Source organism: Pusillimonas sp. SM2304 (assembly GCF_031628915.1).
Classification (GTDB): domain Bacteria; phylum Pseudomonadota; class Gammaproteobacteria; order Burkholderiales; family Burkholderiaceae_B; genus Pusillimonas_C.
Genome location: NZ_JAVLUJ010000001.1, coordinates 641160 through 667737, shown reverse-complemented (window position 1 = coordinate 667737; position 26578 = coordinate 641160). Strand labels below are relative to the sequence as shown.

The 26578-nt window shown below is 61.0% G+C and carries 30 protein-coding genes; 7 read left to right on the top strand and 23 right to left on the bottom strand.

What is annotated here, in order from left to right:
• Positions 1-19: 19 nt before the first annotated feature.
• Positions 20-505 carry a hypothetical protein gene (locus tag RE432_RS03085; RefSeq protein WP_310931747.1) on the top strand — a complete coding sequence of 162 codons (486 nt, stop codon included), beginning with the start codon at positions 20-22 and terminating at the stop codon, positions 503-505.
• Between the two features lie 58 nt (positions 506-563).
• Here RE432_RS03085 and RE432_RS03080 read toward each other — a convergent pair whose 3' ends face one another.
• The 8 genes from RE432_RS03080 to RE432_RS03045 form a co-directional block, all read right to left on the bottom strand.
• Positions 564-959, bottom strand: a complete 396-nt coding sequence (locus RE432_RS03080; protein ID WP_310931746.1) for a VOC family protein — start codon at positions 957-959, stop codon at positions 564-566.
• Positions 960-1023: 64 nt separating this feature from the next.
• Positions 1024-1776 carry an SDR family oxidoreductase gene (locus tag RE432_RS03075; protein WP_310931745.1) on the bottom strand — a complete coding sequence of 251 codons (753 nt, stop codon included), beginning with the start codon at positions 1774-1776 and terminating at the stop codon, positions 1024-1026.
• Between the two features lie 67 nt (positions 1777-1843).
• Positions 1844-2362: an Ohr family peroxiredoxin gene (locus tag RE432_RS03070; protein WP_310931744.1), complete on the bottom strand. Its 519-nt coding sequence runs from the start codon at positions 2360-2362 to the stop codon at positions 1844-1846.
• A gap of 19 nt (positions 2363-2381) precedes the next feature.
• Positions 2382-3137, bottom strand: a complete 756-nt coding sequence (locus RE432_RS03065; protein ID WP_310931743.1) for an SDR family oxidoreductase — start codon at positions 3135-3137, stop codon at positions 2382-2384.
• Positions 3138-3251: 114 nt separating this feature from the next.
• Complete coding sequence (locus RE432_RS03060; protein ID WP_310931742.1) at positions 3252-4238, bottom strand: LysR substrate-binding domain-containing protein; 987 nt, start codon at positions 4236-4238, stop codon at positions 3252-3254.
• Positions 4239-4321: 83 nt separating this feature from the next.
• Positions 4322-4729 (bottom strand): cupin domain-containing protein, encoded by a 408-nt coding sequence (locus RE432_RS03055; RefSeq protein WP_310931741.1) that lies wholly within the window; start codon positions 4727-4729, stop codon positions 4322-4324.
• A gap of 70 nt (positions 4730-4799) precedes the next feature.
• Positions 4800-5279, bottom strand: a complete 480-nt coding sequence (locus tag RE432_RS03050) for a carboxymuconolactone decarboxylase family protein (RefSeq protein ID WP_310931740.1) — start codon at positions 5277-5279, stop codon at positions 4800-4802.
• 142 nt (positions 5280-5421) lie between these two features.
• On the bottom strand, positions 5422-6345 hold the full coding sequence (locus RE432_RS03045) for an RNA polymerase sigma-70 factor (protein WP_310933008.1): 924 nt from the start codon (positions 6343-6345) through the stop codon (positions 5422-5424).
• Between the two features lie 296 nt (positions 6346-6641).
• Between RE432_RS03045 and RE432_RS03040 the strand changes: the two genes are divergently transcribed.
• Positions 6642-7133: a hypothetical protein gene (locus RE432_RS03040; RefSeq protein WP_310931739.1), complete on the top strand. Its 492-nt coding sequence runs from the start codon at positions 6642-6644 to the stop codon at positions 7131-7133.
• Between the two features lie 79 nt (positions 7134-7212).
• Here RE432_RS03040 and RE432_RS03035 read toward each other — a convergent pair whose 3' ends face one another.
• Genes RE432_RS03035 through RE432_RS03020 form a run of 4 tightly spaced genes read right to left on the bottom strand, consistent with a single transcriptional unit; the run spans position 7213 to position 10844 of the window.
• Positions 7213-8064 (bottom strand): amidohydrolase family protein, encoded by an 852-nt coding sequence (locus RE432_RS03035; protein ID WP_310931738.1) that lies wholly within the window; start codon positions 8062-8064, stop codon positions 7213-7215.
• Positions 8064-9128, bottom strand: coding sequence for an isocitrate/isopropylmalate family dehydrogenase (locus RE432_RS03030; RefSeq protein ID WP_310931737.1), 1065 nt, complete (start codon positions 9126-9128; stop codon positions 8064-8066). Before RE432_RS03030 ends, RE432_RS03035 begins: the two co-directional genes overlap by 1 nt.
• A gap of 22 nt (positions 9129-9150) precedes the next feature.
• Entirely contained in the window at positions 9151-10182 is a 1032-nt protein-coding gene (locus RE432_RS03025; protein WP_310931736.1) for a tripartite tricarboxylate transporter substrate binding protein, read from the bottom strand.
• Positions 10179-10844: a GntR family transcriptional regulator gene (locus RE432_RS03020; RefSeq protein WP_310931735.1), complete on the bottom strand. Its 666-nt coding sequence runs from the start codon at positions 10842-10844 to the stop codon at positions 10179-10181. The genes RE432_RS03025 and RE432_RS03020 overlap by 4 nt, the downstream gene beginning before the upstream one ends.
• A gap of 297 nt (positions 10845-11141) precedes the next feature.
• Between RE432_RS03020 and RE432_RS03015 the strand changes: the two genes are divergently transcribed.
• Both RE432_RS03015 and RE432_RS03010 read left to right on the top strand, forming a co-directional pair.
• On the top strand, positions 11142-12071 hold the full coding sequence (locus RE432_RS03015) for an ABC transporter substrate-binding protein (RefSeq protein ID WP_310931734.1): 930 nt from the start codon (positions 11142-11144) through the stop codon (positions 12069-12071).
• Positions 12072-12261: 190 nt separating this feature from the next.
• Positions 12262-13143 (top strand): tripartite tricarboxylate transporter substrate binding protein, encoded by an 882-nt coding sequence (locus RE432_RS03010; protein ID WP_310931733.1) that lies wholly within the window; start codon positions 12262-12264, stop codon positions 13141-13143.
• A gap of 8 nt (positions 13144-13151) precedes the next feature.
• Here RE432_RS03010 and RE432_RS03005 read toward each other — a convergent pair whose 3' ends face one another.
• The 10 genes from RE432_RS03005 to RE432_RS02960 are packed head-to-tail and all read right to left on the bottom strand — an operon-like array spanning position 13152 to position 23243.
• The gene (locus RE432_RS03005; protein WP_310931732.1) at positions 13152-14048 is read right to left on the bottom strand and encodes a DMT family transporter; all 897 of its coding nucleotides are present in this window, start codon (positions 14046-14048) and stop codon (positions 13152-13154) included.
• A 31-nt stretch (positions 14049-14079) separates the two neighbouring features.
• Complete coding sequence (locus RE432_RS03000) at positions 14080-15066, bottom strand: NAD(P)-dependent oxidoreductase (RefSeq protein WP_310931731.1); 987 nt, start codon at positions 15064-15066, stop codon at positions 14080-14082.
• Positions 15063-15956: an alpha/beta hydrolase gene (locus RE432_RS02995; RefSeq protein ID WP_310931730.1), complete on the bottom strand. Its 894-nt coding sequence runs from the start codon at positions 15954-15956 to the stop codon at positions 15063-15065. Before RE432_RS02995 ends, RE432_RS03000 begins: the two co-directional genes overlap by 4 nt.
• A gap of 8 nt (positions 15957-15964) precedes the next feature.
• Positions 15965-16786 carry a sugar phosphate isomerase/epimerase family protein gene (locus tag RE432_RS02990; protein WP_310931729.1) on the bottom strand — a complete coding sequence of 274 codons (822 nt, stop codon included), beginning with the start codon at positions 16784-16786 and terminating at the stop codon, positions 15965-15967.
• The gene (locus RE432_RS02985; RefSeq protein WP_310931728.1) at positions 16776-18032 is read right to left on the bottom strand and encodes a TRAP transporter large permease; all 1257 of its coding nucleotides are present in this window, start codon (positions 18030-18032) and stop codon (positions 16776-16778) included. The genes RE432_RS02990 and RE432_RS02985 overlap by 11 nt, the downstream gene beginning before the upstream one ends.
• Before the next feature lie 9 nt (positions 18033-18041).
• Entirely contained in the window at positions 18042-18578 is a 537-nt protein-coding gene (locus RE432_RS02980) for a TRAP transporter small permease (protein ID WP_310931727.1), read from the bottom strand.
• A gap of 16 nt (positions 18579-18594) precedes the next feature.
• The gene (gene dctP, locus RE432_RS02975; RefSeq protein ID WP_310931726.1) at positions 18595-19599 is read right to left on the bottom strand and encodes a TRAP transporter substrate-binding protein DctP; all 1005 of its coding nucleotides are present in this window, start codon (positions 19597-19599) and stop codon (positions 18595-18597) included.
• 42 nt (positions 19600-19641) lie between these two features.
• The gene (locus tag RE432_RS02970) at positions 19642-20424 is read right to left on the bottom strand and encodes an enoyl-CoA hydratase (RefSeq protein ID WP_310931725.1); all 783 of its coding nucleotides are present in this window, start codon (positions 20422-20424) and stop codon (positions 19642-19644) included.
• Complete coding sequence (locus RE432_RS02965) at positions 20424-21611, bottom strand: CoA transferase (RefSeq protein WP_310931724.1); 1188 nt, start codon at positions 21609-21611, stop codon at positions 20424-20426. Before RE432_RS02965 ends, RE432_RS02970 begins: the two co-directional genes overlap by 1 nt.
• A gap of 18 nt (positions 21612-21629) precedes the next feature.
• Positions 21630-23243 carry an amidase gene (locus RE432_RS02960; protein WP_310931723.1) on the bottom strand — a complete coding sequence of 538 codons (1614 nt, stop codon included), beginning with the start codon at positions 23241-23243 and terminating at the stop codon, positions 21630-21632.
• A 101-nt stretch (positions 23244-23344) separates the two neighbouring features.
• On the opposite strand from RE432_RS02960, the gene RE432_RS02955 reads away from it, so the two are divergent.
• Positions 23345-24004 carry a GntR family transcriptional regulator gene (locus RE432_RS02955; protein ID WP_310931722.1) on the top strand — a complete coding sequence of 220 codons (660 nt, stop codon included), beginning with the start codon at positions 23345-23347 and terminating at the stop codon, positions 24002-24004.
• A 35-nt stretch (positions 24005-24039) separates the two neighbouring features.
• On the opposite strand, the gene RE432_RS02950 is transcribed toward RE432_RS02955, so the two are convergent.
• A complete protein-coding gene (locus RE432_RS02950; protein WP_310931721.1) occupies positions 24040-24939 on the bottom strand; it encodes an alpha/beta hydrolase in 900 nt (299 codons plus the stop codon).
• Between the two features lie 179 nt (positions 24940-25118).
• Here RE432_RS02950 and RE432_RS02945 point away from each other — a divergent pair, with 179 nt between their 5' ends.
• Both RE432_RS02945 and RE432_RS02940 read left to right on the top strand, forming a co-directional pair.
• Positions 25119-25535 (top strand): DUF411 domain-containing protein, encoded by a 417-nt coding sequence (locus tag RE432_RS02945; RefSeq protein WP_310931720.1) that lies wholly within the window; start codon positions 25119-25121, stop codon positions 25533-25535.
• A gap of 63 nt (positions 25536-25598) precedes the next feature.
• A complete protein-coding gene (locus RE432_RS02940; protein WP_310931719.1) occupies positions 25599-26546 on the top strand; it encodes a hypothetical protein in 948 nt (315 codons plus the stop codon).
• Positions 26547-26578 lie beyond the last annotated feature (32 nt).

The window sequence follows — 26578 nt, the reverse complement described above, 5'->3', positions numbered from 1 at the left end:
ATTGTCATAAGGTGATGCAATGCAGACAACCCATTCCAGTCTGAACGTTTCCAGTACCTCGACGGACTGGCGCGGCGTGGCGCTATCGAACTTTCCCCTTTCTCCCTTTGTGCTGGATGGTACCTTGTTTGCCTCGGTGGAAGGGTTCATCCAAGGTATCAAGTTTCCGGAGGGCGATCCACGAAGGGACCAGGCGTTCCAGTCTAGCGCGTGGGATGCCAAGAACCTGGGCGACCAAGCGGATCGTAGCGGTGCATACTGGGCCGGTGCATGCATTTCCTACGGTTCCACTGAGCACCATCGGCTGATCGAGCGGGCGATCCGTGCGCGTATCGAGCAGTCTGTCGGGTTGCGGACAGTGCTGGCCTCCACGGATGGGCTGACGCTGATTCACGATACCGGGCACGGGCCTGATTCTCCCACGACCTCGCTGCCTGCGGCCGTGTTCTGCAGAATCCTGACCGACCTGCGCGACGAATTGCTTCTTGGGAAAGCGCTGTCCTGAGCAGCAGCCAAGCGTCCGGCTCGTGGTCAGGATCTGTGCGGGAGCAACCTTAAGCGGCTTAGTCGCGGTAAGTTTCGCCGGTGAACTCGATAAGGCAAAAGCCATGGCCGAAGGGGTCCGAAAAGCTGATGCATTTTGAGCCTTGCCACTCAACGCACTCGCTTTCCTGAAGCGCGCCGGCATGAATGGCGCGCTTCGCGGCTTCCTCTATATCGTCCACGACAAAATCAATGTGAACCGGTGTCCAGTGCCGTGTGTATTGCCGCCCCTGAACATGGCTGCTTGCCGGATGTGAACCTGCTGCTTTACGCAGAAGATAGAGGGTGGACGATGCGCCAGTCAGTTCTGCCACATCTTCATCGATAGTGCGGTGTAGATTCAGTGATAAAGCCGCGCTGTAGAAATCGATTGCGGGGCCAAGCTCCGGGACATCAATATTGACCAGTATTTTCACAGTTGCCTCACTCGGACTTTGTTTGCGCCGCCACCTATGATACTGCCGGGGCGGCTTGCCCGGGTCAGGTCGCGTTCAGGCCGCCATCCACAGTGATGACCTGGCCGGTGATCCATGCCGCCTGGGGCGAGGCGAGCGAAACAATCCAGTCGGCAACCTCTGCGGGGTGTCCGCGCCGGCCGAGCGGAATGCGTGCGCGTTCCTGTGCTTTGACGCTTTCGATCTGCTCGTCCGACAGTTTCATTCGCTCTGACAGGAAGTCAGTTTCGGTGGGGCCTGCGGCCACAGCGTTCACGCGTATGCCGTCGGAGGCCAGTTCAAGCGCCCAGCATCTTGTCATGTGCTCGAGCGCTGCTTTGCTGGCTGCGTAATGCGATAGCATTCCGGCGGCCTTGTGCCCGAAGGTGCTCGACACATTGATGATGTTGCCGGCGGATTGCTTCAAGTAAGACAGCGCGGCGCTGGCCAGCAGCGACGGTCCGAAGACGTTGATGGAAAAGATTTCGCTGATCCGGTCGAAACCGGCGTCAGACAAAGGCAGGATGGCGCCGGCGCCGGCATTGTTGACCAGCACATCCAGGCGGCCATAGCGATGGATGACCTCGCCGATGGTGCGCGCGGCGTCGGCGGGGTTGCCAGCGTCCGCCACGATGTAATCGATGCGAGGGGCCGTGCGCGCAGCGTGCTGCAGCGCTTCCTGCCGGCGTCCGGTGATGACTGCTTGGGCGCCCTGTTCGGCGAACTTTGATGCCGCGGAAAGGCCGATGCCGGCGCCGCCGCCGGTCACCAGTACTACTTGGTCGTTGAATGGGGTCATGATGCTGCTCAAGAAGGAAGGGGGGTGATGCTCTGATTGATCTGTGACTTGCGCTATGACGGACGTGTCATTTGGACTCGCCTGCCGCGTCCGCGGGCACGAGCGCGACAATGTTCGTGATGCCCTGCCTGGCCATCTTCGTGTACGGGCAGAAGCGCTCGGTATTGCGGATCAGCTCTTCGGCCACGGATTTTTCTATGCCCGGCAAGCGGATCCGTGTATGCGCGGTCAGAACGAACAGGCCATCCATGGGGTCGCGGCTGAAGTCGACCTTGACCTCTACCGAGCTGCCCGGAATCGGGATTCCCTCTCGCGCGGCGAGCAGGCTCAGGGCGCCGTGAAAACAGGCGGCGTACCCGGCCGCGAACAGTTGCTCCGGGTTGGTGCCTCCGCCTGGTCCGCCCAGCGCCTGGGGCAGGCGCAGGTGGACGTCCAAGTTGCCATCATCGGACCGGGCGACGCCCGATGCGCGTCCATGGCCGGCATCGCCGCCCGTCACGGTGACGGTGGTTGAATAAAGCGTTTGTGTATCGCGCCCGCGGTATCGCTCCAGCAGGGATAAGGGCGGTGGGTGTAATGTGACCATGATAGTCTGCGCCTGCCGTTTACCTCGATGCTTGCGACTGGGCGAACCAGGTATCGAAATTCAGGGTGCCCAGGCGAGGGTTGGCGCCTGGCATCAGGGTGTCGTGCTTGAGCTGCGCGCCGAAGTAGGGGGCGTGTTCGTCTTCTATCACGCTGCGTGAATCCGAACTTGCCGCCAGGTAGCGCTGCACCAGATCAGACAGTCTTACCCGCTCGGGGCCGGCAATTTCCACGATCCCATTGCGGGGCTCGCCGACCGCATAGTCTGTTACGGCGGCGGCGACGTCATCCGAAGAAATCGGCTGGAAAAATGCCGGGGATATCCGGATGCTGTCTCCCGAGCTGCCCGACTGCGCAATGCCCCCCAGGAACTCGAAGAACTGGGTGGAGTGGACAATGGTGTAAGGGACGCCCGATTCGCGTATGCGCTTTTCCTGCGCGATCTTGCCGCGGAAATAGCCGCTTTGCGCCAGACGGTCGGTGCCGACGACAGACAGGGCGACGTGATGCCGGACCCCGGCTGCAATTTCGGCGGCGAACAGATTGCGGCCCGATGTTTCGAAGAACTCCAGGACGTCCTGGTCCGCGAACGAAGGGGAGTTGGCCAGGTCTACGACGACATCTGTGCCGGCCATGGCTTGCGCCAGGCCTTCGCCCGTGATGGTGTTGATGCCCGTTGCGGGAGCGGCCGCAATGACCTGGTGTCCTTGCGTTTCAAGATGGTTGACGACTTTGCTTCCGATGAGCCCGGTGCCTCCAATGACAACGATTTTCATGACATGCTCCTGATGGTGGTGTGTGTAGGAAAAATTGTAGGGTCGAGCCTTTGCTTGCGGTAGCGCCGCGCAGGTCCCCACGGTGTTGCACCAAGCGCACCAATGCCGCGGCCATCAGGCCGCGGAATGGCCCAGGGTGGTCAGGCATTGCAGATCAAGAGAGCGGGTTTGTTCGGTAACGTGATCAACGAATACGCGGATTCTGGCGGGAAGCTGTTTACGGCTCAGGTAGCATAGGTAGTGGCCGCCGTCGTCGGGTGCGTGCTGGGCAAGGCAGGCGACCAGCTTCTGGCTCCGGAGAAGATCGCACACCAGGTAGGCGGGAAGCTGTGCGATGCCCTGATCGTGCAGTACGGCCTGCAGGATCAGGTCCATATCATTGAAGGTATGCTGGGCGGGAGGTAAACGCCTTTGGGTCAAGCCATCGACCTTCAGTTCCCATTCCCGCGCGCGCCCGGAGGCGGTACGAAAGTTGATGCAGTGGTGCCGGGCCAGGTCGTCTATCTGGCGCGGCAGGCCCTTGGCCTGGGCGTATGCGGGCGAAGCGCACACAATCATCTGCATCGGTATCAGTTGCCGCGCCACGATATCGCAGTCTTCCATCCGGCCGTCCCGAAAAGAGACATCGATGCGGTCCGCCGTGAAATCCGCAGGGCGGTCATCCAGCACCAGCTCCAGCGTGATATCGGGGTATTGCGCATGAAAGCCCGGCAGCAGCGGGGCGACCACGTTGCGGCCGAAACCGGGCGTCGAGTGGATGCGCAGATGGCCCCTTGGGGGGCCGTTGCGCAGTTCGCGCATGTCTTCCAGCGCCTGAACGATGCGCGTCACGCCAGGCTGGCAGTTTTCATAGAACAGCTCGCCCTCGCGGGTCAGTGATGTGCTGCGTGTCGTGCGGTGGAACAGGCGGGCATCCAGTTGCGCCTCGAGCTTCTGTACGCTTCGGCTGACGGCGGATCGGCCTATGCCCAGGCGATCGCTGGCACGGGAAAAGCTGCCTTCGTCGGCCACGGCCAGGAAGGCAACAACACCCGCATAACTGGTGACAAAGCTGCTGGCAAGCGCGTCGGCCGCCCCGGGGGAATGATTGGTCGTATCCATACTCAGCTAGACGTGCGGATACGGCGGCGCGTGACACAGCACGCCGTTTTTTTACCAACTGTTACGTTTTCATCGGCCTGGGGCTAGTGCTCCGGGATGAAAAAAGGCACGTTCTGGTCCTTCAGCAAGACGACCAGGAACTTAGCCGGTTCGGTTTGGCTCGCGTTGCGTCCGACCGTGTGCAAGTCGTTGGGCCTTTCATAGAAGCTTTGTCCAGGCGTCAGCGTGACTTCCCGGCCGCCCTGGACCTGCATCACGATAGCGCCCTCCAGTACGTACACGAAGCTGTGCGCATGGTGCCGGTGGACCGGATCGACGGCGCCTGGAGGATAGTCGACCGTGATCATCAGCGCTTCCTTGCCGGGATAATCCTCCAGCGGTTCAGTCATGACCTCGGTGACGATGGCCTGGGGCGGCGCGGCCTGGGCCACGTTGGCCAGCACGCCTGCGACGGTCAGGAAAACGAATGCAGCTTGTCTTAGGCTAAACATAATGAAACCCTTAAAAAGCGGCCCGATTGGCCGGGCCCGGCCCGTCGGACGACTGGCGGTACGGCGCCGTTCAGGCGAGGTTGGCTTTGTCCAGGCCAAATGCTTTGTCGGCCGAGCCTGGCACCGTCTTGAAGGCGACATTGGCGCGGTTCCATCCATTGATGGCCATGAGCTCGAATGTCAGGTCGGACAGTTCTTTTTCGTTCAACTGGGTCCGCACGCGTTCGTAGATTTCGTCCGGCACGCCGTGTTCGGGCAGTTGGGTCAGCGCCTCGGCCCAGGCCAGGGCCGCGCGTTCACGCGGCGCAAAGAGCGTTGATTCGCGCCACGTAGCCACGTGATGAAGCCGCAGCGCCCGTTCGCCGTGAAGATGGGCTTCTTTTACATGCATATCCAGGCAAAATCCGCAGCCGTTCAATTGTGAGGCACGGATTGAAACAAGATCGCGAATAGATTCTTCTATGGCGCTGCTCTTCAGGGTGTTGCTGAACTCCATGAATTTCTTGAACAGCTCGGGTGACTGCTGAATGTAGTTGATGCGCTGTGTCATGATGGCTCCAGATGATGATAAGGACAGCGCCCTGGTTTGTGGGGGCACTGATCACGGCGAAAGGCCGTATGTCGTCATCGTAGGGAAGAGCGGTGTTGCGCGGTAGTCATGCCGAGGGGCTCACTGTGTTGCCTGATACGCATCAAACAGCAGCATGATGGGCGCGTGAGCCTGGAGGGCGGCCTTGGCGGTTCTGGTATGCCGCGGCGATGCGGGCCAGTTTGTCGGGGTTGCGTTGAACGTAGATATGGGTGATGCGTCCATCATCGATGTCGAACAATTGCGCAGACTCCAGCGCGCCTTCGATGAAGCGCAGCAGCGCCCACTGTTCATTGAGTATGGCCAGCTCAATGTGCAGCGCACGCTTGTAACGCAGCGATGCGGCGAAGAACAGCTGGGCAATGCGCCTGCCGCCGACCATCGGTTTCGGAAAGCTGCTTACCCGGCCGCCGCCATCGCCCATCAGCACGGCGTCCTCAGCCAGGAATGCGTGGATGCCGGCAAAGTCGCCGCGCTCAAGCACTTGTGAAAATGCCTGCAGCAGGTGGTGATGTTTCTCGGGCGATACGGCAAAGCGCGGCCGCTCGTCGCGCAGCTGCGCTTTTGCCCGGCTCACCAATTGGCGGCATGCCGCCTGTGTCTTGCCCGTCACTTCGGCAATCTGGCCATAGTCGGCATCAAACACTTCACGCAAGAGAAAGGCTGCGCGCGCTTCAGGCGTCAGCCGTTCGAGCAGTATCAGATAGGCCATCGACACATCGTCGGCCCGTTCGCTGACTTCTTCAGGCGTGGGCGGCAAGTCAGTCATCTGGGGTTCGGGCAGCCATATCCCGCTGTAGTGTTCCCTTTGCGCCTTGGCGGCGCGCAGCCGGTCTATGGCCAGCCGGGTGGTGACCGTGACGAGCCAGGCTTCCGGGTTGTCTATGCGCTGCCGCGCGGCGGCATCCCAGCGCAGCCAGGCATCCTGCACGACGTCTTCAGCTTCGGCGACCGACCCCAGCATTCGATAGGCGATTTTCTGCAATCGCGGCCGGAGCTGGTTGAAAGTCTGTGCATCGTCGTCCATGGGTAAGACCGCCTTGCGCTGGGGATGTGGGTCGAACTGCATAGTATTTCCTGGCCTGGGGATTTGTCTATGGGCCAGGTGGATGCGCTGGCCGGCGCAGGCCTGCCTGCTATGACACGACGCTGCCGCGATTGATGCGCGAAAGACAACACAGTGGAACCCTTTGCCTATCTACCGCAAGCGTTGGCGGATCAATAGTATTTGCCTGACGGAGCGGCTCTTGACGCAGGTTCGAAAGCATCAGGATTCGATCTTCCGTTTTTATCTTTTGACTTCATCAAGGACTTATCATGCATATGAAATCCACCCTTCTCACCCTCACTTTCGGCGTCGTTGCCGCCGCCTCGGCGGCCCAGGGCGCTAGCCTGACTCAGGCGGCGGATAACGCGGGCAAGCACGCGTTCATCTACAACGGCGAAGCCGGCGATTATGGCGCGCCGGCAAAGAGCACGCTGGACCGCTCTGCTGTTCTTGCGGATTATGCGGCCTGGCGCGATGCCGGCCTGGCGCAGGAGCATGCGGGCGAACAGACGCCTGATACCTTTAGCGCAGCCTACCGCTCAAAGCGTGCTCTCGATCAGCAATGGGTCTTGCGCAAGGACTCGCAGGGCGGTATGGCGCAAGCGCCGGAGCGCACGCCGACACGCGAGGAAGTTGCCGCCGATGCCGCCGCTTGGCGAGCGGCAGGGCTGCAGGGGGTGTGGCAGGGCGAGCAGACCCCCGACACGCATGGGCCTGCTTACCAGCAAAAGCTGGCGACCTACCGTCAATTGATTGGACAGGGTTGAGCCCTTGTTCATCCTGCGAGCGCCGCTCGTGCGTATTTCACAACTACAGCAGCCGCTGGAAGAAATCGCCGCAGCGCCCTCAAAACCGATATAGCCGCGCCGGATTGTCCGACAGAATTTTGCGTGCCGCATCGGTGCCATGCAGCCATTGTGCGATCTCATCCAGCAACTGCGCGGCGCTGACGTCGCGAAACCGGCTGACTTGCGTGGATGCTTTGCCGGGCTCCCGGTTGGTGTGCGGCCAATCGCTGGCCCATACCAGCTTGTCGGCCTGGGCCGTGACCAGGATTTGCGCCAGCTGAGCGACCCCTTCGGGTGTTCCGCCCGGAATGCGATAAGCGCCCGAAAGCTTTACATATAGATCGCCGTCGCTCAGGGCCTGCGCCAGCGCGGCGGCATCCCGCTCCGAATCCATGCTGTTCAGCGGAACCAGTCCGAAGTGATCGATGACGACGGGAACGGGTAGCGCGCCGAGCCAGGGCAGGCACGGCTTGAGCACCGGGTAGGCGGCATACACTTGCAGATGCCAGCCCAGGCCGGCGATGCGCGAGGCCCATTTTTGCAGCGTGGTTTTCAGGCTGGCGGCGTCGCGCAAGCCTGTGCTTTCGAGGTTGAGCCTGAGGCCCCGCACGCCGGCCTCATCCATTTTCTTGAGTTCGCTGTCGGAAACAGAAGGGGCTGCAACGGCGATGCCGCGGGCGTTTCCTTCCATTTCATGGAGCGCGTCAAGCAGGCATTGGTTGTCGACACCATAAAAGCTTGGCTGAATGATGACTGCGCGCTCGAAGCCGATACGCGCCAGATGGGCGCGCAAATCGGCTATCGAGGCGGGGCCGGCGGTATAGGGCCGGTCTGGCAGCATGGGATAGCGCTGTGAGTCTCCCACGACATGAACGTGGCAGTCACACGCATGTGCAGGAATCGCCGCCATCAGTGTTCCTGTGCGATGCGTTTGGACAGCAGCCGTCCGGTTTCCGCGGTGCCCAGGGTGCCGCCGACGTCGCGTGTGGCTTCCTTGGACTCGATCGCCGCGGCCACGCCGTTGAAAATCGCGTCCGCCGCTGTCTGGTACTGGGCTTGGCCGGTTTTTCGGGCATGCCAGGCCAGCAGCATGGCGGCCGAAAGCACCAGCGAGAAAGGATTGGCAATGTCCTGGCCGGCGATGTCCGGCGCGGAACCGTGCGCCGCCTGCCCCATGGCGTACTGGTCGCCCGCGTTGAGCGAGCCGCCCAGGCCCAGGCTGCCCGAGAGCTCCGCGGTCAGGTCGGACAGAATGTCGCCGAACATATTGGTGGTCACGATCACATCGAAACGCTGCGGCGCCCGGACCACGTGAGCCATCATGGCATCGACGATGAAGTCATCGACCTTCACTTGCGGGAACTCACGGCCGACCTCGTGGCAAATATCGATGAACATGCCGTCGGCAATCTTCAGGACATTGGCCTTGTGGACAATGCTGACATGCTTGTTGCGGGTCATGGCCAGCTCGAATGCCGCGCGGGCGATGCGTTCGCAGCATGGGCGCGTGATGCGGCGCAGCGAGATGGCCACATCGGGCGTAATCAGCATTTCGCTAGAACCGGACTCGACGTTGCGGTCGGAATAGAAGCCTTCTGTGTTTTCGCGGACCACCACCAGGTCGAATTCGCCAAGGCGTGCCGGCATGCCCGGGTAGGTGCGCGAAGGCCGGATGTTGGCGTACAGGTCCAGGGACTTGCGGAAGAATTTGGAGGGATTGATTTCCCCTTTCGATTCGTCCTTCATGTCGAAAGTAGACATCGGGCCCAACATCAGCCCGTCAGCCTTCTTGACTTTTTCAAGCAGGGCGGGCGTGACTGTGGCGCCATGGCGCTTCAGGCTGTCGAGCCCGGCCAGGTCGGTTTCAAGTTCCAGGCCCAGCTTGTATCGCGAGGAGGCGGCTTCCAGGACGCTGACCGTTGCGGCCATTGTTTCGGGGCCGATGCCGTCGCCAGGTAGGACGATGATTTTCATGCTGCTGTTGCTCCGCTAAGGGTTAACCAATCTTGATGCCGAGAGTGTCGATGACCTTGCGGTACTTGGCGATCTCCTGCTCGACAAACTGCAGGAATTCGTCGGATGAGTTTTGCCTGACTGCGGCGCCGTCGGCCTCCAGGCGTTCCCGGATTTCCGGCCTGGCCAATAACGCATTGACGTCCTGGTTCAAGCGCTGGACGATGTCGGCGGGTGTCTTCTTGGGTAAAAAGTACCCGCCCCAGAGACTGTAGTTAAAGCCCGGCACAATGGTTTCGTTCAACGTGGGGACGTCTGGCAGCGCGCCCATCCGCTCAAGGGATGCAACCGCAATGGCCTTGACCGTTCCCGCCTTGATATGAGGCATGGCCGCTGAGGCGCTGGAAAAGAAGAAATCAACTTGCCCGCCGATGACGTCGGTCATGGCCTGGCCGGCGCCCTTGTAGGGAACATGCACCATGTCTGTTTGGGTCTCCAGAGTCATGGCTGCCGCGGCCAGGTGGCCGGGCGTGGCGGTGCCCGACGATGCGTAGGCCAGTCCGCCCTGACGGTCTTTGGCCTGGCTGACCAGTTCGGCCGGTGTGCTGAAGCTGGCCTTGGCCGGCGCAATGATGACTAGCGGCGAGTCGCCCACCAGTGCGACGGGTTGAAGGTCGTTTAAGGTGTCGTACCCGGCATCCTTGTTGGCCGACGGGATGATGGCGATCTCGCCGGTTTGACCCAGGAGCGCGGTGTAGCCGTCGGCGCCGGATCGGATCACGTTGCGGGTACCCAGCATGCCGGTTGCGCCAGGGCGGTTTTCGACCACGACGCTTTGGCCCAGCAGGGCGGCCAGCGGTTCAGAGAGTATCCGGGCGAACAGATCGCCTTGCCCGCCGGGCGAATAAGGAACGATGACGCTGATGGGGCGTGCGGGATATGCGGATGCGGCAAAGGCTGTCTGCATGCCTGACGCCAGCATCATGGCGCCGATGCCGCCTGCTTTAAGGAAACCGCGGCGGCTGATTCCGCCCGGGTTCGTGCCTATCGGCCTGGTTTCAAAATACGATGTCATGTGAGTTCCTGTTCAATGTGAGTGTTTACTTCCCGCAGCATGCGCAGCCGCTCTAAATAGGCCTGCCGTATGTGATGCCGGGCCGCGTCGCCCGCCGCTTGCGGGTCCCGCGCGCGGATCGCCGCCAGAATGGATGCATGTTCCCGGAGGGCAAGGGCCGCCCGCTTTTCGGTAGCTAGCGTGCTGCGGCCCAGCAGATACGTTGTATCGGTGAGCGCGTTAAGGGACCGGATCAGGTGGCGATTGTGCGCGGCGGTGTAGATCGCGTTGTGAAATGCCAGATTCAGCGCGACGGCATCCATGTCTGGATGATGCTCGTCTTCCAGAATGGCTGCCATGTTGTCGATCTCGGCATCGGTCGCATGCCTGGCGGCGAACTCGGCTGCTGCGCCTTCAAGCACTTCGCGCATGGAATACAGCTCCGTCACACCGCGCTGGTCGATTCTGGTGACGACCAGCCCACGGCGCGGTTCATGGGTGAGCAGGCCTTCGTCTTCAAGCCGCTTGAGCGCTTCACGAACGGGTGTGCGGCCCAGCCCCAGGTGATTGGCAACATCGATTTCCCGCAGGCGATCGTCTGCCGCGAAATCGCCCGACATAATGCGTCGCTTGATTTCGTTGTATGCAGCGAAGAACTGTGTGTTTTTCTTGGAGATGGGCATGGGCTGGAACGTCCGGGGGCAAAAATGAGTCGCTGCCGGTTGCGGGCAAAGACCGCGGAAGCAGGCGGCTGTCTGTTCTGCATATTATTGCATACAAAAATATGCAATGAAAAAGGCTGTACCAGCCGTAGTGGTCGTTCGGGAAAAATTGAATAGATAGAATATGAAATGTATTTACAGTCTATTTAAAAACACATAAGATAGATAAATATATATTTATTTCTCGATGCCAGAATAATCCAGCCATTTCACCTGAAAGGCTTTTAGAGGCGGGCAGATAGCCTGGACAGGTGCGCAATGAAATTAAAAATAGTCGAAAACTTCCGCGCGGTCTTCTATACCCCGTTCTACCTGCTCAGGGTGCTGCGTTTCGCTGAAGAGGAAGGGATAGAGATCGAGTGGATAGACGCGAATGTACCGGGTGGCGCCATTGAACTCCTGAAGCGGGGTGAAGCCGATCTGAGCTGGGGCGGCCCCATGCGCATCATGAAGGATCACGATAGTGAGCCTGGGTCGGAGCGATCTTTGATTGGTTTTTGCCAAGTCGTGAGTAAAGATCCTTTCTCTCTCGTCAGCCGAAGGGAATGCGCGTCGATGAGTCTTGCAGAGCTTCCCGCCCTGCGGCTTGCCGTGACCAAAGAGGTGCCGACGCCCTGGCTGTGCCTGCAAGCCGACCTGGAGGAGGCTGGTGTGGACGTCAAGTCGCTGGCTTCAGTTACGCAGGACAAGACGCAGGAAGCGCAGCTTCAAGCATTGCGCTCCGGAGCGGTCGACGTCGTGCAAGTTTTCGAACCGTTCGTAAGCCAGGCGCTTGAGGATGATGCCTACGGTGTGCTGTATGACGCCGCTGGCCGGGGCCCCACCCTCTATACCACTTTCATTGCCACTCGGGCAGCTGTGCAACGCCATGCCGAGGCATTCTCCGCAGTGTCTCGGGCGATGGCGCGCACACAGGCCTGGATGCAGTGCAATACGGAAGCTATCTCTGAAACCTGCGAACCGTATTTTCCCGGGCTTGCGCCCGCTCTGCTAAGGGCGGCGACCGCGCGATATCTGCGTGCCGGCATCTGGTCGACCGGACCCGCCGTGGACGAGGCCGGGTTCAACCGTCTTTCCCATAGCCTGCATAAAGGCGGCTTTATCGCCCAACCAGGAAACTTCGCTCGCTGTATCTGGACGCCCGGCCATTCCAGCCGGCATCGGATCACCGCGCGATTCGGGCGCTGAATCAAAAATCAAATCGTCAAATCAAGAACCCATCGGAGGCAACATGAAGTCATTCTCTCTTATACATTCTGCACAGCAATTTTTGCGCAGACCTTGCCGCGGCTCGGCTTGGGCGGCTGCGGCGCTGATCGGCAGCGTACTGTCTGTCGCACCCGTGCAGGGCAGTGCCGCGGGGTACCCGGAGCGCGCCATGTCTTTGGTGGTCCCTTTCCCGGCGGGCGGGCCGGCCGATATTGTCGCGCGCCTTTATGCGCAACACCTGAGCACGCTGACGGGCAAGCCGGTTGTCGTAGAGAATCCGGCTGGGGCGGGTGGCACGATCGGCACGCGGGCGGTTGCCCAGGCGAAGCCGGATGGATACACCTTGCTGTTCGGCACGACGAGCACGGTTGTCATCAATCAGCTCATCATGAAGAATGTTCCCTACGATTTCGACAAGGACTTCAGTGTGCTGGGGTTGATCGCCAACGCGCCGCATGTCTTGGCGGTACGTTCGAGCTTTCCGGCCAAGGACATCGCCGAGCTCGTTGCACTGGCCAAGAAGGACCCAGGCCAGTACACCTTCGCTTCCTCGGGCATCGGCACCATTGTGCAGATGGGAGCGGAGCTGTTTCGCCTGGAGACGGGCACCGACCTGCTGCATATTCCCTTCAAGGGCGGGAGTGCGGCCACATTGGCGTTGGTCTCTGGGGATGTCGATATGACGGTGAACGATATGACGACGCTTAAGTCGCTGATCACCGACGGCCGATTGCGGCCCTTGGCCGTAGCGCATACGCAGCGTCTTGCACTGCTTCCTGACGTTCCCACCTTTGCGGAACTGGGCTATGCAGGCATCCAGTCCAGTACCTGGTGGGGGCTTGCCGTTCATTCCGATACGCCGGAAGACATCAAGGGCACGCTGCGCGCGCTGCACGCCAAGATCATCGCAGACCCTGCCTACAAGGCGCGTTTGGCAGAGATGGCTGTGGATACCCTGGACCTTGCATCCGACCAGACCACAGCGTTTGTAAAGGCGGAGAACGAAAAGTGGAGCCGCGTGGTCAAGGAAGCCAACATCAGCGTGGACTGATCGTGAACTCAGTTTACCGGGGCTTTCTTGCCCAGGTAGACAACGGCAATGACCGATAAAGAGAACAAGATGGTTGCGGTGTCCAGGCTTTCTCCGGCAATGGGCACCGCACACAGCAGGGCGATGAACGGTTGCACAAGCTGAACCTGGCTGACGCGCACGGCCCCGCCAAGCACCAGGCCCCGGTACCAGGCAAAGAAGCCCAGCCACATGGGGAAAACACCCAGATACACGACCCCGCTCCAGGCTTGCCACGTAGCATGGGTAGGCGGCCAGTAAAAAATGCATGCGGCCAGCATGGGCGCCAGCGCCATGACCAGTATCCAGCAGATGACCTGAGCGGCAGGAATGACGGCGGATGCGCGCGCGCCGGCGATATAGCCGATTGCCGCGGAGAACACGGCGGCCAGCAGCAGCCAGTTACCCGACGAAATGCTGCCCCCGCCTTTGTAGATGGCGAAAGCGACAACGAGCAGGCTGCCGGCCAGCGCGCAGGCCCAGAACTGCAGGGAGGGCCGCTGCCTGAAGTAGAGACTGCCGCATACGGCCGTGGCCAGGGGGAGAATGCCTATCACCACTGCAGCATGCATGGCGTGCAAATCTCGAAGCGCGAGCGCCAGGAGCATTGGAAATCCGACGACGGTTCCCAGGCCGCTGACGAACATGCAGGCCCACAGCTCCCTGGGGGGCGGCTTGCACCGAATAGCGATCAGGTAAACAAGGCTCAGCAGGCCCGCCAGGGCGGCCCGGCCGGCCGTGACGAACTGCGGGGACAGCTGCGGCTCGGCCGCGTCGCCCACGGCCAGCCGCGTCATCGGGAGAGAGGTAGCGAAGATCACTACCCCCACCAAGCCTAATAACAAACCCTTGCCGTGCTCAGGGCGCGATAATGCAGCAGGCTTCATGTCTACTCTCGTGATGCTCAAAAAAACAGGGTCAGGCGCGGGACAGAAGGCCGGCGTCGAGCCAGCCCAGATAGTCGTCCAAAGCGGTTTCGGCATTGAACGCAGGGGCGTAGCCCAATTCGCTTTCCAGCCGTTCGATCGAGAACGGCGCGCGGGGAGAGGGCGTCAAGCGGCCAACATTGGCGTGGGCGGCATCGACGGCCGTGTCGAAGGTAAAGCCAGGGAAACGCCGCGCAAGCAATTCGCACCAATGCGTTGCCGACCAAGGCTGACCGGTTGCGATCTGGTAGACATCGTGTTGCAGGGACGGGGCTTCAAGCAGCAGGGCCACGGCTTTTGCCACATCGCGCGAGTAGATCCAGTCGTTGGGAAGAACGGGCGCCAGGCTGGCATGTTCCCGCTGTTGGGCGAGTCGCACCAAGTGGTAGGCCAGGCTCAGCGTGTCGCGTACGCCGGTGTCGTGTTCCCAACGTCCGAATACGACGCCCAGGCGGGCGACGACAACGTTCAGGCCGTTCATGCTGCGGTATCGGCATGCTAGCCGTTCGGCGGCATACTTGGTGATGCCGTAAAGGGAGTCAGGCACCGGAAGGTCGTGTTCCGGATCGAGCTTGCCGCTGCGCTTGACCCTGTCCCCGTAGACTGACCCGGTGCCTAGTTGCACAATGCGCTGCACGCCATGGGCCATGGCGGCTTCCAAGACTTCCAGTGTTCCGATCAAGTTAACCTGGATGACCGGGTGCGGCTGGTTTCGTTCGCGTTCGGGGCCAGCGGTGATTGCCGCGCCATGGATCACTTTCGTGATGTGGTGCCGCTGCATGGCGGCACGCAGGGCGGCCCGGTCGCACACGTCGCCGATTTCGCAACTGACGCGGCCGCCCAGACCCTGAAGATAGGGCTGTGCTCCCGCCGGTATGGGCGCAGGCCCATAAGTCACAACGGAAAGCCCCTTGGATAGAAGCTCTTCAAGTATTGCGAGCCCAACGAAGCCCGTTCCGCCTGTAATCAAAATAGTCATTTCCGCGCCTGCTCCATGCCGGTAATGGTGTCGGCCATCGTAGCCGGGTCGCGCATGGGCCAGCGTCCGCTGGCCGCGTAGGCCATGAAGCCGCCTACGACGCGGTTGAATTCGTCTGCCGCCTCAAGGTTGATGGTGTGTCCGCAGTTCGGAATGATGGACAAGGCGGCAGAAGGAATGGCCCGCTTCAGCATCAGGCCCGGGGCAAGGCAGGGCCAGTCTTCATCTCCGTTGAGGATCAGGGTGGGCACTTGCAGTTTCGCCAGTGCGTCACCCAGCTCATACAGCGAGGGACGTTCGCGCTGCACGCCTAATTGGGTGTTTGCGGAGCCCAGTGCGGAATGCGTCTTCATCATGTTGACGAACTCCTCGTAGCCGCGCGGATCCGAGTGCTTGAATGGCTGTCGTGTCGGCCCTTGTGTATAGCGCAGGGCGAACGCCTCCATGCCTTGGGACAGCAGGACGTCTGCGCTCGCCTCCGATTCCTGCCGGAACTGGTGGCGGCGGTCAGGCTCCGCACCGTATCCGGCTCCGGCTACGCAAAGCGACAAGGCGCGTTCAGGGAAATTCAAGCCCAGGTGAAGTGCCGCAAAGCCGCCCATGGACAGTCCGACAATATGCGCTTTCTCTACATGCGCCGCGTCCATGACGGCAATGATGTCGCGTACTGCCTGCGCTTGAGAGTACGCCGACACCGCCTCTGGCACTTCAGAAGGCGGATAGCCGCGGGCGTTGAAAGTGATGCATCGGTAACGGCGGCTGAAATGGCGCACTTGCAGCTCCCAGCTACGCATGTTGCCGGCAAACTCGTGGACGAAGACAATGGGTTCCCCTTCGCCGGTGGTTTCGTAATAGAGTTTCACGTCATCGGAAGACAGTGCTATCGCCATGTTTTGTCCTATTTGAGTTTCAGTTGACGGGCTGCTGCATGGATCAACGCAGCATAGTCTTGGCCCGGAAGTTGGTCGATGAAGAGTTCCAGTTCCAGCGTGCACTTTCCGGGCTGCCATCCGAGCGACTCGAGCTGGGCGAGCACAGACAGCCTGCCCTGCCCCAGCGGTGCGCGCACTGCGAGGTTCGGCGCGCCGCGCCAGTCCACGTCGCAGATTTGCAATAGACCCACGTCGCAGCCCTGGCCGCACAGCGTGCGGGCAAGATCCGGATCGGCCCACAGGTGGTAGTAATCCAGATTCAGCTTCAGGCCGGGAATCTTGGAAAAAATCCGTTCGGTTTGGGAAATACTGTGAACACAGCTTTTGGTGAAAGCGTTGGCAATCCACAGCGGCTCCAGCACCAGTTGTACACCATAGTCGGCCGCCTTCTGAGCAAACCCTGCCAGGGCATCCTGCGCCTGGCGGCGGGCGATGTCCAGCGGTACTGTTTCGTCGGCGGCGCCGATAATGATGTTCAGCACGCCGGCATCCAGTTCCGACGCGATGTCCAGCAGGCGGTCATTACGCTGCGCCTGACCCGCATCGGCCGAGAGAAAGAACCCTGCGGTATTGATCGAAGACACCTTTAGGCCGCATCCATTCAGCACGCGGCGCAGCGATGGCACGCTGGCGCCCGCCAAGGCGGCCTCGGTCAGGCCGATTCCATCGAAACCCGCCTCGGCCACCTCTTGCGCAAATGAGTCCAGCCTTACTTGCGGGGGACAAAGATAGTGATTGACGGCATAACGGGGGCGCGCCATGGTTTTGTCCTTGTCGTCAGAAGGCATTGAACAGCTCTGGAACACCGGGTATGAACACCATGCCTACCATGAAGACGGCCAGCAGGAGGACGAAAGGGATGCAACCTTTGAAAACGCGCATGACCGGCACATTGCTGATGGCGCTGATCGCAAATAGATTCAGGCCGATCGGCGGGGTGATGACGGCGATTTCCATGTTCAGGATGACGAAGATGCCAAAGAAAATGGGGTTGATCTCAAAGCCGGCCAGCATGGGAAGCAGGATGGGCATGGTGATGAGGATGACGGATATCACCTCGAGAAACATGCCGATCACCAGGAAGAACAGCATGATGCCCAAGAAGAAGCCGGCCTGGGTCAGGTCAAGGCTGGTCACATAGTCAAACATGATGTGCGGGACGCGCTCATTGGTCATGGCGTAGCCGAAGAGCTGGGCGCCTGCCAGAATCAGCATGATGATCGATGAGGTCGTGGCGGCATCGGTCAGCGTGGCCAAGATCTGGCGCAGCTTTTGACCATATACGAAGGCCAGGAGCAAGGCGTAGACGCAACTTACCGCCGCGGCCTCCATGGGCGTGAACAGGCCGCTGTAGATGCCGCCAAGCACGATGATGGGCGAAAGCAGGACGCCGAAAGCGGCCTTGAATGCCGCCCACCGCTCTGCAGCCGTGGCTTTGGGCAGGGGTGGTACGCCGGAGCGTATCCCGTACCAGTAGGCAACGATGACCAGGCATATCGTCAGGGCTATGCCCACGGCCGCGCCCGCGGCGAACAATTTTGCAATAGAGCTTTCTGTCACCATGCCATAGACGACGAGCGGCACGCTGGGCGGCAGAAGAATGCCCAGGCCGCCCGCGCTCGCGATCAATCCCACGCAAAGCGTGCGGTCGTAGCCGCGCTTTACCATTTCGGGGATCATTACGGTGCCGATGGCCGCCGCGGTGGCCACCGAACTGCCGCAAATGGAGGCGAACATGGCTGTCGCAATGACTGCGATGGCCAGAAGCCCGCCGCGCGTATGGCGCAAGAACGTGTCGATCAGCGCGATCAAGCGCATGGTCGCGCCGCTGCGGCTCATGATCTCGGCGGCAAGAATGAAGAAGGGAATGGCCAGCAGGCCGGATGAGTTCAGCGAACCGAACAATTGAGACGCCAAAGCGTCGGGCGATGCATTCTGGGTGAACAGGTAAACCAGGCCGCAAGCGCCGAGGGCGAATGCCACTGGCATCCCTCCGACAAGCCCGGCCGCCAACGCTGAGAAGGTTGCAAACATGATGTCTCGTTAGGGCAGTTGATCGATGGGTAAATTGGCTGACTCGCGTTTCAGTTGCTCGGGGGAAATCCTCAGCAGGTGAATCACCCGCTGTAAAAGACGCAAGGCAAGCAGAAACCCGCCGATGGGCAGAATGAGTTGAGGAATCCACAGCGGCAGACGCAGCATGGTCATGGTCATTTCGCCGAAGAACCAGCTTTCGTAAGCGAGCATCGCGCCCGAATACATCAGGAAAGCGGCAAACATGAAGGACATCAGTGTGCCGAAGATGTCCAGCCAGCGGCCGATCGGGGCCGGAACGACGTTGAAGATGATATCGATGCGCACGTGGAGATTGCGTTTGACGGCAATCGAAGCCGTGAAAAAGATGCTCCAGATGACGGCGAACGAAGCGATTTCGTCGGCCCCCACCATGGATACCCCAAACAGACTGCGGCCTGCGATTTCAGTGACGATCAGCATGACCGAGAGGGTCAGGAAGAGCCCCCCGATCATGAGTTCCACTTTGTCCCATGCAAGGCCAAGACGATGCAGAGCAGCGAACATGAAGAGCTCCCGTGTTTCAGTTCGGCTTCTTGAGCGCGGATTTCAGTTTTTCAACTTGGGCGATGCGCTGCTTGATGCTGTCAGGCTGGGCGTCATACACCGGTTTCATGGCAGCGCGCCAGTCAGCCAGGTCTTCTTCCGTCAGGTCCGCAATCGTTACGCCATTGTCCGTCAGCAGCTTCTCCGAAGCCGCGATGTTTTCCACCGCGTGATTGAAGTTCCATTTTTCGGACAGCGCCATGGCTTCCTGGATGACGCGCTTGTGCTCGTCGCTGAGTGATTTCCAGCGTGCCTCGTTGATAACGATGCCGTAGCCGCCCACGAACATGGTCATGCGCGTGGCAGCTTTTGTCACCTCATACCAACGGCTGGGCGCCGCAAACGTCACGGCGGAGATCACGCCTTCGATCAGGCCCTGCTGCAAACCCAGATAAACGTCCGGTCCGGGCATGGAAACGGGAATGCCCTTCGCGGCGCGGACACCCGCCTCGAGGGGAGCGGATGGAAACACGCGGATTTTGCGGCCCGCGAGGTCTGCCGGCTTCGTCACCGGCGTTTCACGCGTGAACAGGAAGCCGGGGCCATCGTGCCAGATGCCCAGGCCGTGCAATCGGTTCCGGCTGAGCGTTCCAAGCATTTCGCGCCCAAGCTCGCCCTGGATGATTTCCATGCCCTGCAGCGCGTTATCAAACAGCAGGGGCAGGTAGAAGACATCCCAGGAATCATCGAAAGGAACGAAGTAGCTGGTTTGCGGCGCGATGATGTCGACCTGCCCGCGCATGGCTGCCCGGACTTCGTCCTTGGTGGGAATCAATTGCGCGCCGGGAAATACTTCGATTTTCAGGGAGCCGCCGCTCAGTTCGGCGACTTTCTCAGCGAAATAGCTTGCTGTGCGGCCCTTTGCCTGCTGCTCGGGCGCTTCGTGCGAGAACTTCAGAACGACGGGCTCGGCCGCCATGGCGGATGGCGCCCAGAGTCCGGCCAGCAGGCTCAGCGCCGAAAGAAACTTCCAATGGTTCATGTTGTCACCTCTGTGTTGAGTAGTTAGTTGTATGCATTGAGATCAACGGCCCTGGAAAACGGGCCTGCGTTTCTGTGCGAAGGCCAACTGGCCTTCTTTGTAATCAGCGCTGTCGAAGCAGGCCTGGATGGCCTGCAGGGCCTCTTCTTGCTGTCTGGCGTCGTCGGGCGTATTGATCGCGCGGATCGTTCGCTTCAAGGCCCGCAGGGTCAGCGGCGCGTTGGAGGCGATGGTTTCGGCCAGCCGGGCAGCATCTTCGGCAAACGTTTCATCGTCGAACACCTGGTTCACGAAACCGATCTGCCGGGCCCGCTCCGCATCGAACGGTTCGCCCATGAAGAACACCTCTTTCAACGACGAGGGACCCAGCAGTTCCAGAAACGCCTTCACCCCCGTCATGCCGTAGCCCAGCCCGAGGCGGGCCGCGGGCATCCGGAAGCGGGCCGATCTGGCGGCATAGCGCAAGTCGCAGCTGCCCGCCAGACCCAGGCCGCCGCCGTAACACAGGCCGTTGACGGCGGCCACCGTCGGCAGGGCGCTATCGCGGATTGCCGTCTCGGCGCTGCGCACGGCGCTTTCGTATGCTTCTACGTCTTCAGGCGTGCTGCGTACCTGGGCGAACTCCGAGATGTCCGCGCCCGAGATAAAGGCCTGATTGCCGGCGCCTGTGAGCATCACGACGCGTACATCGGGGTTTGCTTCGAACTGCGTCATCCAATGCGGGATGGCACGCCACATGGCCAGCGTCATGGCATTGCGCTTCGAGGCGTTGTCGACTTTGAGCCAGGCGACGCCATCCATGACCTCGCCGTGTATCGCGGCCATCAGACGACTCCCTTTTCCGCGAACGCGCGGATGTCGTCGTCCGAGAAGCCTGCTTCACGAAGCACGGAATCGGTGTGCTCCCCCCACTGCGGCGCACCGGAATCCACCTCTGCCGGCGTGCGGGACAGCTTGACGGGCTGGGTAATGACGGTGACGTCGACACCCACGCTGGTCGGAACTGTCTTGCTCACGCCAAGATGCTGGACTTGTGGGTCTTCGAATACCTGCGGCATGGTATAGACGGGGCCGCATGGGACGCCGCCTTCATTCAGGGCGGTAACCCAGTGGTCCACGCCGTGCTTTGCGAAGATGGGGTCCAGTACCTGGTTGAGTGTCGCCCTGTTCTGCACGCGCGCGCGCTCGTTGGCGAATTCAGGCATGCCGATCAGATGTTCGCTTCCGATGATTTTGCACAGCCGCTGCCATGTCCCTTCACCCGATGAGCCTAGGTTGAAGAGGCCATCGCTTGCTTTGTAGACCCCCATGGGACTGCTGGTGGGATGGTCGTTGCCGACGGCAACGGGAATATCTCCGTCATTGAGATAACGGGCCGCCTGGAAGTCGAGCATGGCAATCAGCGAGTGGAGCAGCGAGGACTGCACCCATTGTCCCTGGCCTGAGCGTTCCCGCTCGATGACCGCCATCAGGATGCCCACGGCGGCGTACATGCCGGCGCCCACGTCCGCCACGGCAAGGCCGGCGCGCATAGGCCGGCCGCCGGCTTCGCCGGTTACGGACATCAGGCCGCTGACCCCCTGGATGATCTGGTCGAACCCCGGACGGCGTTCGTAGGGGCCGGACTGGCCGTAACCCGAAATGCTGGCCAGAATGATGCGCGGATTAATATCCTTCAGGATGTCGTAGCTCAGGCCCAGCCGTTCCTTCACGTCCGGCCGCCAGTTTTCCACGATGATGTCAGCCGTCTCGGCCAGCTTGTACAGAATCTTCCTGCCTTCCGGATACTTCAGGTTGAGCGTCATGGACCGTTTGTTGCGGTTCAGATTCTGGAAGTCGCCGCTCATGCGGTCGGCGGCGAACATGGCCTCGTTGGGATCGACGCCGGGAGGCGGCTCGATCCGGATGACGTCGGCACCAAAGTCGGCCAGGATCCGTACACATGCCGGGCCTGCCCTTACCCTGGATAGATCAAGTACGCGTAGTCCGGATAATGCCTTGGCATCTAACATAACAATCCTACCTTCAATTCAATATACATACGTTGTTTGCATAGGCGGCGCGTCCGGGTCGGGCTGACCCATCCGTCCGCAGTTTTCCACTTCAAATTTGCGCGCGAAGTCCAGAATCAGCGATTCTGTGCCTGGGCGCCCCAGGATCTGCACGCTCACGGGGCGGCCTTCCTGATCCGCCCCCACGGGCATGACCAGCGCAGGCAGATCCAGGAAATTGGCCGGCATCATCCATCGATACATTTCGAGCAGGACGGCGGGGTCGAAGTCCGGGCTGGCAAAGGACACCTGTCCGCGATCGGGAACCGGTATCGAAAAGGCGGGACAGATCAAGATGTCTGCATTGCTGAAGTACCGGTCCGTAAATGCTTTGCTCAGGCGCGGCCTTTCAGAGAGGGCGTGGGCGTACCACGCCTGCGGCAGGAGCAGCCCTTGGGCGCAGAGCTGCCGCGCTGCGGTGTTCATCGATCCTGCCGAGGCCCGCAGGCCCGCCATGTGGTGCCGCGCCGCTTCGTAATAGAACAGGGTTTCGCCGAAGGCGGCGGCCTCGCGCGGAAACTCGAGCGGAGTCTGTTGCCATGCCTGGGCCGGCGCCTGCCGGGACAGGAAAGACGCGAGCACCTCGGCAACGTGGGGATGCATGGTGGATAGGTCCAGCGCATTGGCTATGCGAGCGGGTGTTTGCGTCTGATCAATCGTGGCCGGGGTCTTGCCTGCCGCCGCAAGATAAAGCGTGTGAAGATCCGCTGCGGAGCGCGCGATCAAGCCAACCGTGTCCAGGCTGGGCGCCAGCGGCAGTACGCCTTCGCCCGATAAGAGGCCGCGCGACGGTTTCAAGCCCAGCACGCCGCAGGATGCCGCGGGAATGCGGACGGAACCCGCGGTGTCGGTTCCCAGCGCGCCATAGCAGAACCCCGCCGCCACGGCCGCGGCGGACCCGCTGGAGGAGCCGCCCACGAACCAGGCTTCGTTCAAGGGGTTCACGACATCGGGAAAGTGATGGTTTTCTGATGTGGCGCCGCAGGCTCGCTCAGCCATGGCCAGCGCCGCCATCTGGGTGGCGCCGCTGGCTTGCAGCGTGCGAATGACAGGCGCCATAGCGGGTACGTCTGCCGGACGTTCGCCTTCAGCCTGCCCGTTGCCGGGTGCGAATTCGCCGCAAGCAATATTGTCTTTGTGTGCCAGCCCGACGCCCGCAAGGGAGCCATTCGCGTTGACCGGGACGGTCTCTTGGCAGAAGCGTACGACGCTGTGGATGCGGATATCGGCGGCTTCGAATGAGCGGCGCTGAATGTCCAGGGATTCGTGTACCGACAGGCGTCCCTGCCGTATCCAGGCACGCAGCCCGGCAATGCTTGATGGCAGTTCGTTCGACGGTAGCGGCTTGATGAAAGGCCGCGCGTGCGCCGGGGAAGATCCTGTTGCGGTGGGCGGCGCTGCGCGCAACGATGTCGCCGGCGCTGTCTGGCTGCTTGCCTTGGCGGCGTCCGATGCCGGCTGAAAGAACCTAGCCAGGCGTTGCGCGGCCTTGCCCGCCTGCCTTGACGTGACAGAATCGAGTTCAATACCGAGCTCGCGCAGTCTGCGCTCGGGTAATATTGAGTCCGGTTCAAGTTTGTTTAAACAAGCCATTAATGTATATTTATCATCATTAAAAATATATTAAGTTGTGTGCTAGTATATATAAAAAAGAAGGCCACGGTATTAGTACTACTACTAGGGAAGTTTTGCGGATGAAGGTCAGCGACAGAATTCGAGAAGAAATCGAAAGCCAGCTTCTAGGGGGGACTTTATTGCCTGGTGATCAGGTCGATGAAAGCGAACTGGCGGCTCGGTATGAGGTTTCACGCACTCCTGTGCGAGAGGCCTTGCTGCAGCTGCAGGCACAGGGGCTGCTCACCAGCTTGTCGCGCGGCGGCATGGTCGTGGCCAAGATGGATGTTCAGCAGTTGCTGTCGATGTGGGAACTGCTTGCAGAACTCGAAAGCCTTTGCGCGCGCTACGCCTGTGAACGTATGTCGCCGGAAGAGCGCGAGGCATTGAGCCTACTGCACGAAGATACTTTGCCGATTGTCGATGCGAATGACGAGCTGGGTTGGCAGGAAGCCAATCTTGCCTTCCATGAGATGCTGTACAAGGGGTCGCGTAACCCCTATCTGCGCCAAGAGATATTAAGAATGCGCACCAAGACGGGTGCTTACCGGCGGCATGCGTTTGGCGCGGTCGGCCGCATACAGACTTCCTATTCGCATCACACTGAAGTACTGAAGGCATTGCTTTCCGGCGATCCGCAGGCGGCCGCCAGTGCAATGTTTCATCATATGAGCCCCGGCCACGGAACACGGGGCGTAACCGATATGATCGTCAACATGCCCAAGTCCTTATTGGGTTGACGCCGTCCCGCGCGAACCAGCGGATCACGGGACGGTCATCCCGCCGCGCCGTCCTGGAAGAACGCCAGCATATCCTGCAGGACCTCGTCCGGCTTTTCCTCTGCCAGATAGTGGCCGCAGTCCACCGCATGTCCCGATACCGCGCCATGCGATACCTCGCGCCATAAGGCCAGGACGTCGAAACATTTCCCGACGGCGCCGTGCTGACCCCACAGCACGCGCAGCGGCGCGGACACATGGTGTCCCTTGCTCCTGTCGGCACGATCATGCTCGAGGTCTATGCCTGCCGAAGCGCGATAGTCGCTGCAGATGCTCATGGCGGTTCCGGGTATGGCGATGCAGCGCTCGTACTCGGCCAGGGCTTCGGGCCGGAATGCGGACAGGCCTGCGTGCCTGCGGCCCGAGACGTTGTGCAGGTAGGCGACCGGGTCGGCTTCGATCAAGCGTTCCGGCAAGGGGGCGGGCTGGATCAGGAAGAACCAGTGCCAGTAGGCGCGCGCAAAAGCCTGTGTCGTGCGTTCATACATGGCCAGGGTGGGCGCAATATCCAGGAGAAACAGTCGCCTGACGCGCTCGGGATGATCAAGCGCCAGGCGGTGGGCAACGCGCGCGCCGCGATCATGCCCGCCCACCAGGAAGTCTTCCGCGCCGAAATGCTGCATGACCTCGACCATGTCGCGCGCCATGATGCGCTTGGAGTACGCGGCAGAGTCGTCTCCGCCCGGATCGGGCCGGTCAGAGTCGCCGCAGCCGCGCAGGTCAGGCATGACGACGGTATAGCGCTTGGCCAGCTCGGGGGCGATGCGATGCCACATGACATGGCTTTGCGGATGGCCATGAATGAGCAATAGCGCCGGGCCCTGTCCGCCCGTCCTTGCGTGTATGCGAACACCGTCGCTCAATGTCAGCGTGTGCGTGGCGAAATGGTCGAACATGCGTCGTGTCCCTCCGTGGTTGACAAGGGTATGTTAACTGCCATTGGCTTTAGCAGCGCATCGGCAAGCCATGCCATATCGGCGGCGCACAGGTCAATGCGGCCAGCGGGAATCGGCCGGGCCGTCGGGCTAAAATGCATGCTTGATTACATTCCCTAGCCATTGAAAGGCGTCTAGACATGAAAACTGCATTAATGGCCGCTGCCTTGCTGGTAGCTTCCGCGGCTGCGCATGCCGACAACCGTTCCTTGACCGTCTACCAGGACCCCTACTGCGGGTGTTGTACAGGCTGGGTCGAGTATATGCGCGAATCCGGCTTCACCGTTCAAGCCATCAAGACGCCGGATATGGGTTCGGTCAAGCAGCGGCTCGGCGTGCCGGCGGCGCTTGGCTCCTGCCATACGGCGGTGGTGCATGGAACCGGACAGATTATTGAAGGCCACGTACCGGCAAGCGCCGTACATAAACTGCTGGCCGATACATCGGTGAAAGGGGTGGCTGCGCCGGGCATGCCCCTGAACGCACCGGGGATGGGGGCCTTGGACGGTAATCTGGTCACCGTGGATTTCGACGGCAAGCCGTTTTCAAGGGACTGAACGGGCCGTTCTCTTGCCAGGCTGTGGTCATCAACCAGAATAATCGTCATAAAATAGCCACCTATGAGCAAGGTAGATGAGGGGTCCGCCGCCCGTCGCGCCGGCCGCGCTGTATTGATGGGGCCGGAAACGGACAAGGAGTTTATGCCGCTAGGCTCGTTCGAGATACGGCGAAGGGTGCTGCTTGCCCGCCTGACGGCGGCCTTGCGTGATGATGTCCAGCGTTATATAGGCATGCCGGCTGGCCGCATATTGCTGAAGCGCTGGCTGAGCGGCAAACGCGGCGCGCGCTTTATCGAGCGTCACGGCTTGCCGCGCCATAATCTTGAAGAATACCTGGGGGCGCCAGCCCTGACGCTGCACATCGACCCGCGCACGTTGATCCGCAACGTGGCTTTCCTGCCCCGGAAGGTCGAAAAGCGGCCGTCGTCGATGGCATTCATCTGGGATGGCCACTGGGACTTGCGGCGCGACGATCTGCGGCTGGGGTCGCGCTATCGCTTCATCAGCGACATCGACGAACACCGCGACCAACTGGAACGCACCGAGCGCTTCCAGGAGCTGGCAGCCTGTATCGAGCAGGGCAGGCCGTGGTCGTCTCACCAGAAGGGTATCTTGCTGGACACGCCGGAAAAGATAAAAAGCTATCTGCGGGTGTATATCGGCTATCTGGATGATATGGCGGCCAAAGGCTACGTGGCCGACGTAACCCGCGATGACCTGGGCGTGGCCATTTCCCGCGAGGGCCGCATCCTGAAAATCAATCGCGGGCTGCATCGCCTGGCGATGGCCCAGCGTCTGGGCCTGCCGCGGGTACCTGTGCGGGTGCGCGCTGTGCACCGTATTTGGTGGGACCAGATCACAGAAGGGGCGTCGGGGCAGCTTGCGCTGGAGCGTCTGTGCCAGGCACTGGGCCAGTGCGTCGCCGAGCAGAAGGCAGGCACGCTGGACAGCGCGCCCAGCGATTTCCCGTCGGAGGGGTTCTGGCCGCTGCCCCGCCGTGCGGACTGACCCCGCCCTGACCGGCCAATCCGGACGGCGTG